We start from the raw sequence: 12,654 nt of genomic DNA, 5'->3' as shown, positions 1-12,654 counted from the left end.
TCCTTCCGTTTCCCACCCTTGCCCAGCGTCCCTGCCAGGTAGTCCCGCAATGTCTTCGACCCCCCGTACCCTGTACGACAAGCTGTGGGACGCGCACGTCGTCGTCCCGGAAAGCGGCACCGCCCCGGCGGTGCTGTACATCGACCTGCACCTGATCCATGAGGTGACCTCGCCGCAGGCGTTCACCGAACTGAAGTCGCGCGGCCTCAAGCCGCGCCGGCCCGACCGCACCAAGGCGACGATGGACCACTCCACGCCGACCCTGCCGCGCGGCGCCGACGGCAAGCTGCCCTACTACACCAAGGCCTCCGAGGCGCAGGTGGACATGCTCGCGCGCAACTGCGCCGACTACGGCATCGAACTGTTCGACATGGCCTCGGACAACCGCGGCATCGTGCACGTGATCGCGCCCGAGCAGGGCTTCACCCAGCCCGGCATGACCATCGTCTGCGGCGACAGCCACACCTCCACCCACGGCGCGTTCGGCGCGCTGGCGTTCGGCATCGGCACCAGCGAGGTCGGCCACGTGCTGGCCACGCAATGCCTGCTGCAGCGCAAGGCCAGGACCATGGCGATCACCGTGGACGGGCCGCTGGCGCCGGGCGTCGGCGCCAAGGACGTGATCCTGCACATCATCGGCGTGATCGGCGTCAACGGCGGCACCGGCCACGTGCTCGAGTACCGCGGCTCCACCATCGAGGCGATGGACATGGAGCAGCGCATGACCCTGTGCAACATGTCGATCGAGGCCGGCGCGCGCGCCGGCATGGTGGCGCCGGACCAGGTCACCTTCGACTGGGTGGCCAAGACCCCGCGCGGCCCCAAGGGCGCGGACTTCGACGCCGCGGTGCAGCGCTGGTCGCAGCTGCGCAGCGACCCGGGCGCGCGCTTCGACGTGGAGGTGCGCATCGACGCGCGCGACATCCGCCCGACCCTGACCTGGGGCACGCACCCGGGCACCGCGATCGCGGTGGACGTGCCGATTCCGGCCGCGCAGGACGCGGCCGCGCAGAAGGGCCTGGACTACATGCATTTCGCATCCGGCCACGCGCTGATCGGCACGCCGGTGGACGTGGTGTTCGTCGGTTCCTGCACCAACGGCCGGCTCAGCGACATGCGCGAGGTGGCGCAGGTGCTGCGCGGCCGCCGCGTCGCGCCGAACGTGCGCATGCTGGTGGTGCCGGGCTCGGAGATCGTCAAGCGCCAGGCCGAGGCCGAGGGCATCCACGAAGTGGTGCGCGCCGCCGGCGCCGAGTGGCGCGAATCCGGCTGCTCGATGTGCATCGCGATGAACGGCGACCTGGTCGCGCCGGGCCAACTGGCGGTGAGCACCAGCAACCGCAACTTCGAAGGCCGCCAGGGCCCCGGCTCGCGCACCCTGCTGGCCTCGCCAATGACCGCGGCGTGGGCGGCGGTGAATGGCCACGTCAGCGATCCGCGCACGCTGTTCGCGGAGGTCGCGTGATGGTGCCGCACATCGCCGCGTTCGCGGCCACGCTGACCTTCGTCGCCGCCACCACCCGCGCCTTCGCCCATCGCGGCAAGCCGCTGCTGCCGCCGCACGTTCCCACCCCGGCGCTGCCGCCCGCACCGCTGCCCGACGCGGCGACGCCCGCCGCCGTTTCCCAGGAGGCCCGCTGATGGCCGGATTCGCCGCCCTCACCTCGGCCAGCGTGGTGCTGCGCCAGACCAACATCGACACCGACCAGATCATCCCGGCGCGGTTCCTGTCCACCACCGAGCGCGCCGGCCTCGGCCGCAACGCGTTCAACGACTGGCGCTGGCAGGCCGACGGCACGCCGAACCCGGAGTTCGCGTTCAACCAGCCGCACAACGCCGGCCGCCAGATCCTGCTGGCCGGGCGCAACTTCGGCTGCGGCTCCTCGCGCGAGCATGCGCCGTGGGCGCTGACCGACCTGGGCCTGCGCGCGATCGTCAGCAGCGAGATCGCCGACATCTTCCGCAACAACAGCCTCAAGAACGGGCTGCTGCCGATCGTGCTGGACGAGGCCGACGTGCAGACGCTGATGCAGCGCCCGGACGACGCGCTGACCGTGGACGTGGCCGCGCGCGAACTGCGCACCCCGGACGGGCGCGTCTATCCCTTCCCGCTCGACGAGTTCTCGCAGACCTGCCTGCTCGAAGGCGTCGACGAGCTGGGCTACCTGCTGCTGCGCCAACCCGCCATCGAACAGTACGAGGCCGCCCATGCACGCTGACATCGTCGTCCTGCCCGGCGACGGCATCGGCCCCGAAGTCACCGCCGCCGCGGTCTCGGTGCTGCGCACCATCGCCCGCCGCTACCAGCACACGTTCCAGTTCCACGAGCACGACATCGGCGGCATCGCCATCGACCGCCACGGCGAGCCGCTGCCGGCGGCGACGCTGGCCGCCTGCCAACAGGCCGACGCGGTGCTGCTGGGCGCGGTCGGCGGGCCGAAGTGGTCCGATCCCAATGCCGCCATCCGTCCCGAGCAGGGCCTGCTGGCGATCCGCCGGGGCCTGGGCCTGTTCGCCAACCTGCGCCCGGTCAAGCCGCACCCGGCGGCGCTGGACGCCTCGCCGATCAAGCCGCACCTGCTCGCCGGCGTGGACATCGTGGTGGTGCGCGAGCTGACCGGCGGCATCTATTTCGGCGACAAGACCCGCAGCGCCACCGACGCCAGCGACCTGTGCCGCTACAGCGTCGAGGAGATCGAGCGGGTGCTGCGCAGCGCGTTCCGGCTGGCGCAGCAGCGCCGCAACCACGTCACTTCGGTGGACAAGGCCAACGTGCTGGAGACCTCGCGGCTGTGGCGCGACGTTGCCGCGCGCATCGGCCGCGACGAGTTCCCCGACGTGCGCCTGGAGCACCAGCTGGTCGATTCGATGGCCATGCACCTGCTGGCCAAGCCGCGCGAGTACGACGTGATCGTCACCGAGAACATGTTCGGCGACATCCTCACCGACGAGGCCTCGATGCTGGCCGGCTCGCTGGGCCTGCTGCCGTCGGCGTCGCTGGGCGAAGGCCGCATCGGCCTGTACGAGCCGATCCACGGCTCGGCCCCGGACATCGCCGGCAAGGGCATCGCCAATCCCTACGCCACCATCCTCAGCGCGGCGCTGCTGCTGCGCCATTCGCTGGGCCTGAGCGCCGAGGCCGAGGCCATCGAGCAGGCCGTGGACGCCGCGCTCAACGCGCAGGCCTTCACTGCCGACCTCGCCGCGCCGGGCCAGGGCATTTCCACCAATGCGGCGGCACGCGCGGTGGTGGAGCAGTTGCAGGCGCATGCGGTGGTTGAGGCCGGGATTCGGGAGTAGGGATTGGGGATTGGCAACGGCGTTCGGCCGCGGCGCTGGTAGGCAGCGGCCGGGTTTCGGGTCGCATGGAATCGCGTGGCCAGTGCCATGCCTGGCGCATGCGCGTGGCAGGATGCCGCGTCCCCCATGCCGCTCGGCGTGGGACGCGGCGCAAGCAGCCCATGCGGGCAGCGTGCGCGCCCTTGTAGGAGGGGCTTCAGCCCCGACAGGCACTCACGCCGCAGGCCCGCCGTACGGATGTCGCAGATGATCCGAAACAGACGCAAGAGCCGCTCCCGCAAGGACCCGTCGCCGTCTCGCGACCGCGCTTGACGCCCTAGCCGATCACCCGGTCGCGGCCTTCGCGTTTGGCCTGGTACAGGCGCTGGTCGGCCAGGGCGAGCAGTTCGCGCCGGGTCTGCCGCGCCGCGTCCAGGCAGGCGAAGCCGATGCTGGCGGTGCATTGCAGCGCGCGGCCGTCGGCGTCGTGGACCACGACCGCGGCGACGCGGCGGCGCAGTTCGTCCAGCCGCACGCGCGCCTGCTCGCGGTCCAGGCCCGGCAGCACCAGCAGGAATTCCTCGCCGCCGTGGCGCGCGGCGAACGCCTGGTCGCCGAGGCTGGCGCGCAGCACCTCGCCGACCCGGCGCAGCACCTCGTCGCCGAGTTCGTGGCCGTGCGTGTCGTTGATCCGCTTGAAGTTGTCCAGGTCCAGCAGCGCCACGCACAGCGGCGCCGGCTTGGCCAGCGCGCGCTCCAGCGCCGCGGTCAGGTGCGGATCGGCGGTGCGCCGGTTCGGCAGGCCGGTCAAGGCGTCGTGGCCGGCCTGGTAGGCGAGCTTGCGCACCAGCTCGTCGCGTTCGCGATCGGCCAGCTTCAGCGCCAGGTTCTTCGCGCGCAGCTCGTGGGTGCGCTCGGCGATGATGCGGTTGAGCCGGCGCTGGCGGCGCAGGTAGCGATGGCTGCGGCTGCGGTACCACCACATCAGCAGGCCGCTGAGCGCGATCGCCGCGAGCACCACGAACGGGCCGCGCTGCCAGAACGGCGGCACCACCTCCAGCCGCAGCGAGGTGCGCCCGACCAGCGCGCTGCGCGACCAGTCCATCGCGCTGGTCGTGGCCTGGATCTCCAGGCGATAGTTGCCCGGTGGCAGGTTGGTGTAGACCGCCGTCTCGCTGCTGCCGGCATCGATCCATTGCCGGTCGAAGCCATGCAGGCGATAGCGGTAGCGCACCTGGTCGGGCGAGCGGAAGCTCAGCCCCGCGTAGTCGACGGCGAGCCGGCCGACGCTGCCGTGCAGGCGGTAGTCGCCGCGCAGCGGCTGCTCGCGGCCCTCGACCTGCAGCCGCTCGATCACCACCGCCGGCGCGCGCAGCGCATGCCGGCTGGGCAGCGCCGGATCGACCAGGGCCAGGCCGGCCGAGGTCGGGATCAGCAAGGTGCCGTCGCGGCTCAGCCAGCCGGCCGGCGCGCTGCTGCCGTTGCCCTGGCTGCCGGGCATGCCGTCGCTGCGATCGACCGCGTCCACCGCCAGCTGCGTGCGGTGGCCGGCGTCGAGCTGCGCGATGCCGTCGCGGGCGATGCGGAACACGCCCTGGTTGCTGGTCACCCACAGGTGGCCGCGGCCGTCGTCGATGACCCGGAACAGCTTGTCGCGCGGCAGCCCGACGCGATGGTCGTAGACCTGGAAGCGGCCGCCGCGCAGCCGCAGCAGGCCGCGGTCGCTGGCGATCCACAGCGAGCCGTCGGCATCGGCCAGGAAATCGAACGCGTTGTGCGCCGGGAACGCGGCGCCCGCGGGCCAGCCGCGCAGCGCGCCGTTGGCCGACAGCGAGGCGATGCCGTCGCTGGTGCCGATCCACAACACCCCGGCACGGTCGCGGTACAGCGCCTGCACCTGCAGCGCCGGCAGGCCGTCGGCGACGGTGTACAGGCGGGTGCGGCCGCCGCTGCGATGGATCAGCCCGGCGCTGCCGCCGATCCACAGGCCGCCGTCGGCATCCTGCAGCAGCGCCCGCACCATCGTCCGCGGCACCCCTTGCTCGGCGCCGAGGCGCTGCCGGACCGCACCGTCGGCCGCCAGCAGCAGCACGCCCTGGTCGTAGGTGCCGACCCACATGCCGCCGTCGTTGGCCGCGGCCAGCGCCAGCACCGACGGGTCGCGGCCGCCGGCGGCGATGCGCAACGCAGCGATGCGGCCGTGCTGCCAGCGATCGAGCCCGGCGGCATGGCCGATCCAGATCGCGCCGTCGGCGCTCTGCCGTACCACGCGCACGTAGTCGCCGCCGAGGCCGTCGTGCCGGGTCAGGCCGCCGGCGTCGCCGGCGGCGACACGGAACAGGCCGTCGGTGCTGCCGGCCCAGATCAGGCCTTCGCGGTCCTCGATCAGCGCCGGGCTGACCACGCCGGAGATCGACAGCATCTCCTCGCTGGCGCCGCCCGGCGAACGCCGCAGCAACTGGCCGCTGGACAGGCTGGTCCACAGCTGGCCCTGGCGATCCTGCAGCGCGGCATCAACCCGCTGGCCCTGGCGCAGCCACTGCAGGGTGCCGTCGGCATGCAGCCAGAACACGCCGGCATCGCCGGCGACCAGCAGTCCGCCGTCGCGGTCGTGGCCCAGGCGCCGCACCGGCGCCGCGCGCATCGTCGCCGTGCGGCCCCAGCGCTGCGCGCGCGCGGTGGCGGTATCGAGCCGGAACAGGCCCTGCGCGGTGCCGACCAGCACGCCGCCGTCGGCCTGCTGCAGCAGCGCCGCGACCCGCGTCGGCGGCAGCCCGGCGGCGGCGCCGACGGCGTTCAGGCGGCCATCGGCCTCGATCCGGAACAGCCCCTCGTCGCTGCCGACCCACAGCGCGCCATCGCGGTCGCGCAGCATCGAGACCACCGGCAACCGCCGCGCACGCGCATCGCCCAGGTGCTCCCAGCGGCCGCCGGCATAGCGGAACACGCCGTCGTAGGCGGTGCCGACCAGCACCCCGCCGTCGCGCTCGGGCACGATCGCGAACACCCCGGACATCTCCATGCCCGGGGTGTTCTGCCGGTCGAAGACGGTGAATTCGCGGCCATCGAAGCGCGCCACGCCCTCCCAGGTACCGATCCACAGCAGGCCGTCGCGGTCCTGCGCCAGCGCATGCACCAGGTTGTGCGGCAGGCCCTGGTCCATGGTCCAGCGCGCCACCGTGGGCCGGTCGGTGATCGCCCGCTCGGACAGGGCAGGCGCCGCCGCCGCTGCGCCGGCCCCTGGCGCGCAACAGGCGCACAGCAGCGCCAACAGCAGGCACAGACGCGCGCGCAGCCGGCGACGCGGCGCGTGCGCGTCGTCGGCAGTCGAGTGACGGTGGTACCCCTGCTCCATTGCCTTCCGATCACGCCGCGACGGCACGCGGCATCCCCCATGCAGGAACACAATTTATCACTGCGTGTTCGCCGCCGATGTCAGGACGTTCCCTACGTTGCGCGCTGCGTGGCATGCGGCGACAGTATCCTCGCCGGGCCGCAGGGCAATGCGCACGCGCCGCGGACAACGGGGACGGCGCTCGCCATGGCGAGCGTTTTTGGGCCGAAAGAACGTCGCCATGGATCACGGCTGAACCGCTAAGCCAGTCACGCGTCGCACGTAACGGCATCGCACAAAAATAGTGCACTGCACGGTATAGTATAAATATCGAACCGACTGGTCTAGTATTGCCGCCATGGTCAGCAAACCCTCTGTCGCCCCCGCTTCCAAATCCCCTCCCCGCGCCGCCGGGCCGGGCCGGCCGAAGGACATGGGCAAACGCGCGGCGATCCTGGAGGCGGCCAAGCAGTTGTTCACCGAACTGGGCTTCGGCGGGGTCAGCATGGACGGCATCGCCGCCCGGGCCGGCGTGTCCAAGCTCACCGTCTACAGCCATTACGGCGACAAGGAGACCCTGTTCGCCGAGGCGGTGCGCGCGCAATGCCAGGCGCTGCTGCCCGACGACCTGTTCGGGCATGCACGCAAAGGGCCGCTGCGCGCGCAGCTGGTGGAGATCGGGCTGGCGTTCTTCGCGATGATCAGCAGCGAGGCGGCGATGGCCACCCACCGCATGATGCTCGCGCCCGGCACCGGCGACGAGCACGTGCGCGAGATGTTCTGGAATGCCGGTCCGAAACGGACCCAGCAGGACCTGGCGCAGCTGCTGCAGGCGCATGTCGCCGCCGGCGAGCTGGAGATCCCCGACCTGGGCCTGGCCGCCTCCCAGTTCTTCTGCCTGGTCAAGGGCGAACTGCACTCGCTGATGATGTGCGGCCTGTGCCGCGACCCCAGCCAGGCCCGGATCCAGGCCCATGTCCAGGCCAGCGTCGACTTCTTCCTGCGCGCCTATGCGCCGCGCTGAGTCCGCGCCGTCGGCAGGCCCGGTGACTTCCGGCACTGCGCGCGGCGGCGGTCCTGCGGCGATGCTGCAGCATACGCACGGCCCGCGGGCCGGCTAAAATGCGCGACCCACCGCGTTGGATGCCCAGATGACGATCGACTACTCCCAAGCCCGCGAAAAGATGGTTGAACAGCAGGTGCGTCCCTGGGACGTGCTCGACCTGCGCGTGCTCGACGTGCTGGCGCGGCTGCCGCGCGAGCTGTTCGTGCCGGAAAGCCACCGCGCGGTGGCCTACGCCGACCTGGAGATCCCGCTGGGCCACGGCCAGTACATGATGAAGCCGGTGATCGAAGGGCGCATGCTGCAGGCGCTGGACCTGCAACCGGGCGAGGACGTGCTGGAGATCGGCACCGGCAGCGGCTTCATCAGCGCCTGCCTGGGCGAGCTCGGCCGCGAGGTGGTCAGCCTGGAGATCGAGCCGGCCCTGGCCGCCGCCGCGCGCGCCAACCTGGACGCCGCCGGGCTGGGCAGCAACGTGCGCATCGAGACCGCCGACGCGTTCGCCTGGCACAGCGAGCGCCGCTTCGACGTGGTCTGCGTCACCGCCGCGGTCACCGAGATCCCGGCGCAGTTCCTGGCCTGGCTGCGCCCCGGCGGCCGGCTGTTCGCGGTCCGCGGCCGCGCGCCGGTCATGGACGCGGTGCTGGTCCATGCCGAGGCCGCCGCGCCGCGCGTGGAATCGCTGTTCGAAACCGATTTGGCGTACTACCTGCGCGGCGCCGCGCCGGTCCCCCAGTTCACATTCTGATCCATCCAAGGAAGCCGCAATGATCCGCCGATCCCTCGTCCTGGCGCTGGCCGCCGCGCTGTCTCCGCTGGCCGCCAACGCCACGGACCTGCTGCAAGTCTACGAAATGGCGCGCAACAGCGATCCGCAGCTGGCCAGTGCGGAATCGAACCGGCTGTACAACAAGGAAGGCGAGGTGCAGGCGCGCGCCGCCCTGCTGCCGCAGCTGAACGGCTCGGCCTCGCTGCAGCGCAGCCACAGCGAGGTCGAGCGCGGCAGCGGCGAGCTGGCCGGCACCGGCAAGAGCCGCAGCTACGCGATCCAGGGCCAGCAGACGCTGGTCAACTTCGCCCAGTTCGCCACCCTGCGCGCGCAGAAGGCCAACAGCCTGGCGGCCGACTACACGCTGGAATCGGCCAACGACGACCTGATCGTGCGCACCTCGGCGGCCTATTTCAACGTACTGGTCGCGATCGAGTCGCTGGTCGCCGCGGAAACCAACGAGGCCGCCGCCAAGAAGCAGTTCGACTACGCCGACAAGCGCCTGGAAGTGGGCCTGGCGCCGATCACCGACGTGCACGAAGCGCGCGCCGAGTACGACCAGGCGCGCGCCGACACGATCACCGCGCGCAACTCGCTGCAGGACCTGTACCAGGCGCTGACCGAGATCACCGGGCAGCCGGTGCGCGACCTGCGCAGCCTGCCGGAGGATTTCCGCCCGCAGCTGCCGGCCGAGAGCAGCAACATCGACGGCCTGATCGCCTCGGCGCTGGACAAGAACCCGTCGCTGCGCGCCTACCAGTACCAGGTGCAGGCGGCCGAGAACAGCGTCTCCGCCGCGCGCGCCGGCCACCTGCCGACGCTGAACCTGGCCGCCAGCGTCGGCCGCGACGCCAACTGGGGCGACGGCGTCTCCGGCAGCAACACGCCGCGCTCGGACAGCAACACCATCGGCGTGACCCTGAACATCCCGATCTTCGCCGGCGGCGCCACCCAGTCGGCGGTGCGCCAGGCGCTGGCGCAGCGCGACATCGCCCAGGACACCTACGAGCAGCAGAAGCGCGCGCTCGACCGCAACACCCGCAACGCCTACCAGACGGTCGTCGCCGGCATCAGCGAGATCGAGGCGCGGCGCCTGGCGGTGGTCTCGGCGCAGGCCGCATACGACGCCTCGCAGGTCGGCCTGGAAGTGGGCACGCGCACCGTGCTGGACGTGGTGCAGAACCAGCGCACCCTGTACCAGGCGCAGCTGGCCTATGCGCAGGCGCGCTACAACTTCCTGCAGAACCGCCTGCTGCTGAGCCAGGCGCTGGGCTCGCTGGACGTGGCCGAGGTGCAGTCGATCAACGCGCTGCTGACGCAGAGCGCCGAATCCAAGCTCAACTCGGGCAGCAGCACCCAGTAACGCCGCGCCGGCGTCTGTGCGATACCGCGAACGGCGGGCCTTCGGGTCCGCCGTTTTGCTTGGGCGCGGTTGTCGCCGCTGCCGCTTTCGAGCGCCCGATCGCAACGGCCCATCGCAACGCCGGCTCGCTCGCCGGCAAAGCTGCCTCTGCGTGACGCTGCGAAGGGCGGCGGTTCGGGTCCGCCGTTTGCATTGGGGCTGGTATCACGGATGCCGCTGCGCGCCCGATTGCAACGCCTTGTTCGCCCGCTGGTAGAACGTGCATCTGCGTGATGCTGCGCACGTGTGGGCCGGTGCGATGCGGCCGCTGTTGGAAGAGGCTGCGGATGCTCGGCTCATCGGGCAGGTCTGGCCCCGCGGGTACGGCCCGTCGCGACTGAAGTCGCTCCTACAACAGCCGGAAACACCCCTACACCGCAGATCCCGAGCGGCCGGAACGCCTATTCGCCCGGCGGCAGCTCGTGGGCCACCGGCGGCAGGTCGCGCGCGATCAGCTGCAGCGCCCGCTGCAGCGCGCCGCGGCCGTTGGCGACCAGCGCGCAGCCGGCCTCGGCCATGCGCGCGCGCGCGGCCGCATCGCCGAGCAGCTCGCGCAGCGCCGCGCACACCGCCGCGGCGTCCTCGCAGATCGCCACCGCGCCGGCCTCGCGCATGCGCCGCGAGATGTCGGCGAAATTGTGCAGGTGCGGCCCGCTCACCGACGGCGTGCCGACCGCGGCCGGTTCCAGCAGGTTGTGCCCGCCGATCGGTTGCAGGCTGCCGCCGACGAAGGCGACCCGGGCGCAGGCGTAGAACGCCATCAGTTCGCCCAGCGTATCGATCACGAACACGTCGTCCTCGCCGCCGGGCCACTGCTGCTGGCGGCGCGTGGCCACCCGCCAGCCCTGGTCGCGCGCCAGCGTCTCGACCTTGGCGAAGCGTTCGGGATGGCGCGGCGCCCACAGCAGCAGCAGGTCCGGCCACTGCCGGCGCAGCTGCCGGTGCATCTCGATCACCGCCGCCTCCTCGCCCTCGTGGGTGCTGGCGGCGATCCACACCGGCCGCGTCGGCGCCACGCGCTCTGCGAACGCGGCGACGAACTCCGGCAGGTGCCCGGGCACGTCGATATCGAACTTCAGGTTGCCCAGCGCGCGCACCTGCTGCGGCCGCGCGCCGAGCTCGATGAAGCGTTCGGCGTCGGCCTGCGACTGCGCGGCCACGCAGGTGACGGTGCGCAGGGCGCGCCCGATCAGCGGCCGCAACAGGCGGTAGCCGCGCAGCGAGCGCGCCGACAGCCGCGCGTTGAGCACGTATACCGGGATGTCGCGGTCGCGGCAGCCGAACAGCATGTTCGGCCACAGCTCGGTCTCCAGGATCAGCGCCAGGCTGGGGCGGAAATGCTGCAGGAAGCGGCCGACGCTGCCGGGCACGTCGTACGGCAGGTACACGTGGTCCAGCGCATCGCCCCACAGCGCGCGCACCCGCTCGGACCCGGTCGGGGTGATGGTGGTGATCACCCAGCGGATGTCCGGGCGCTGCGCGCGCAGCGCGTTGACCACCGGCGCGGCGACGTTGACCTCGCCCACCGACACCGCGTGCAGCCACACCCGCGGCCGCCCGCGCGCTTGCGGGTACGAGGCGTAGCGCTCGTCCCAGCGCTGGAAGTACTGGCGCACGCGGAACCCGCGCCAGACCAGGTGATAGACGGTGACCGGCAGCAGCATGTACAGCACGGCCGAGTACAGGCCGCGCAGCAGCCGCTCGATGAAATCGTTGCGCATCGCGAAAGCATAGCCGGTTGCGCCGCGCAGGCGGCAGACGATCGCGGCCGCCATCGCCTGTCGGCGGCAGCGCGCTACCGCGCAGACGCCGGCTTGCCCGCGCCCGGCTAAACTTGGCGCATGTCCGATCCCTCCCCCGCCCTTCCGGCCGCCGCCACCACCGCCGCACCGCCACCGCGCTCGCCGCGGCACTGGCCGACCTGGGCGCTGCTCGGCATCGCCGTGGCCCTGGCACGGCTGCCGTGGCTGCTGCAGCGCGCGCTCGGCCGCGGCGTCGGCTGGATCGCGCTGCGCCTGGCCGGCACCCGCCGCCACGCCGCCGAAGTGAACCTGAAGCTGTGCTTCCCCAAGCAGAGCGAGGCCTGGCGCGCGCGCCTGCTGCGCGACAGCTTCGATGCGCTGGGCGTGGGCGTGTTCGAGTTCGCGCGCGCCTGGTGGGGCAGCATCGCCCCGATCCGCCGCCGCACCCGCATCGAGGGCCTGGAGCACCTGCACGCGCTGCAGGCGCAGGGCCGCGGCGTGCTGCTGGTATCGGGCCATTTCATGACCCTGGAGATGTGCGGGCGGCTGCTGTGCCAGTACGTGCCGCTGGCCGGCATGTACCGCCGCCACCGCAACCCGGTGTTCGAATGGGCGGTCAAGCGCGGCCGCCTGCGCTACGCCATCGCCATGTTCGCCAACGAGGACCTGCGCGGCAGCGTGCGCCACCTCAAGCGCGGCGGCTTCCTGTGGTACGCGCCGGACCAGGACATGCGCGGCAAGGACACCGTGTTCGTGCCGTTCTTCGGCATGCCCGCCTCCACCATCACCGCCACCCACCAGCTGGCGCGGCTGACCGGCTGCGCGGTGGTGCCGTACTTCCACCGCCGCGAAGGCGCCGACTACGTGCTGCGCATCGCCCCGCCGCTGGAGGATTTTCCGTCGCAGGACATGATCGCCGACACCGCGCGGGTCAATGCCGCGATCGAGGCGATGGTGCGCGAGGCGCCGGCGCAGTACCTGTGGATCCACCGCCGCTTCAAGCGCCAGCCCGATGGCCGCAGCACGTTCTATGCGCGCGATTGAGCGACGGATGCGCGGCGCGCC

Annotated in this window: 10 protein-coding genes; 8 read left to right on the top strand and 2 right to left on the bottom strand. The window is 72.0% G+C overall.

The genetic code is table 11. From position 1 onward, the window contains the following. The first annotated feature begins 49 nt into the window (after positions 1–49). The 4 genes from leuC to leuB are packed head-to-tail and all read left to right on the top strand — an operon-like array spanning position 50 to position 3,300. A complete protein-coding gene (gene leuC, locus OCJ37_RS04160; protein WP_263112437.1) occupies positions 50–1,465 on the top strand; it encodes a 3-isopropylmalate dehydratase large subunit in 1,416 nt (471 codons plus the stop codon). After that, a complete protein-coding gene (locus tag OCJ37_RS04155; protein WP_263112436.1) occupies positions 1,465–1,641 on the top strand; it encodes a hypothetical protein in 177 nt (58 codons plus the stop codon). Before leuC ends, OCJ37_RS04155 begins: the two co-directional genes overlap by 1 nt. Continuing rightward, complete coding sequence (leuD, locus tag OCJ37_RS04150; RefSeq protein WP_263112435.1) at positions 1,641–2,219, top strand: 3-isopropylmalate dehydratase small subunit; 579 nt, start codon at positions 1,641–1,643, stop codon at positions 2,217–2,219. Before OCJ37_RS04155 ends, leuD begins: the two co-directional genes overlap by 1 nt. Then, positions 2,209–3,300 (top strand): 3-isopropylmalate dehydrogenase, encoded by a 1,092-nt coding sequence (gene leuB / locus OCJ37_RS04145; RefSeq protein WP_263112434.1) that lies wholly within the window; start codon positions 2,209–2,211, stop codon positions 3,298–3,300. Before leuD ends, leuB begins: the two co-directional genes overlap by 11 nt. A gap of 316 nt (positions 3,301–3,616) precedes the next feature. On the opposite strand, the gene OCJ37_RS04140 is transcribed toward leuB, so the two are convergent. Beyond that, positions 3,617–6,634, bottom strand: a complete 3,018-nt coding sequence (locus OCJ37_RS04140; protein WP_263112433.1) for a ligand-binding sensor domain-containing diguanylate cyclase — start codon at positions 6,632–6,634, stop codon at positions 3,617–3,619. 412 nt (positions 6,635–7,046) lie between these two features. Between OCJ37_RS04140 and OCJ37_RS04135 the strand changes: the two genes are divergently transcribed. From OCJ37_RS04135 to OCJ37_RS04125, 3 genes are all read left to right on the top strand, one after another. Beyond that, the gene (locus OCJ37_RS04135; RefSeq protein WP_263112432.1) at positions 7,047–7,637 is read left to right on the top strand and encodes a TetR/AcrR family transcriptional regulator; all 591 of its coding nucleotides are present in this window, start codon (positions 7,047–7,049) and stop codon (positions 7,635–7,637) included. Between the two features lie 127 nt (positions 7,638–7,764). After that, positions 7,765–8,424, top strand: coding sequence for a protein-L-isoaspartate O-methyltransferase family protein (locus OCJ37_RS04130; protein WP_263112431.1), 660 nt, complete (start codon positions 7,765–7,767; stop codon positions 8,422–8,424). A gap of 19 nt (positions 8,425–8,443) precedes the next feature. Next, positions 8,444–9,808: a TolC family outer membrane protein gene (locus tag OCJ37_RS04125; protein WP_263112430.1), complete on the top strand. Its 1,365-nt coding sequence runs from the start codon at positions 8,444–8,446 to the stop codon at positions 9,806–9,808. Positions 9,809–10,248: 440 nt separating this feature from the next. Here the strand turns inward: OCJ37_RS04125 and waaA are convergent, their stop codons facing one another. Further along, on the bottom strand, positions 10,249–11,568 hold the full coding sequence (gene waaA, locus OCJ37_RS04120; RefSeq protein ID WP_263112429.1) for a lipid IV(A) 3-deoxy-D-manno-octulosonic acid transferase: 1,320 nt from the start codon (positions 11,566–11,568) through the stop codon (positions 10,249–10,251). A 120-nt stretch (positions 11,569–11,688) separates the two neighbouring features. On the opposite strand from waaA, the gene OCJ37_RS04115 reads away from it, so the two are divergent. Next, complete coding sequence (locus OCJ37_RS04115) at positions 11,689–12,633, top strand: LpxL/LpxP family Kdo(2)-lipid IV(A) lauroyl/palmitoleoyl acyltransferase (RefSeq protein ID WP_263112428.1); 945 nt, start codon at positions 11,689–11,691, stop codon at positions 12,631–12,633. Positions 12,634–12,654 lie beyond the last annotated feature (21 nt).

The organism is Xanthomonas sp. AM6 (assembly GCF_025665335.1).
Classification (GTDB): Bacteria; Pseudomonadota; Gammaproteobacteria; order Xanthomonadales; family Xanthomonadaceae; genus Xanthomonas_A.
The sequence above is the reverse complement of the archived record's forward strand: the minus strand, read 5'-3'. Positions and strand labels throughout refer to the sequence as shown.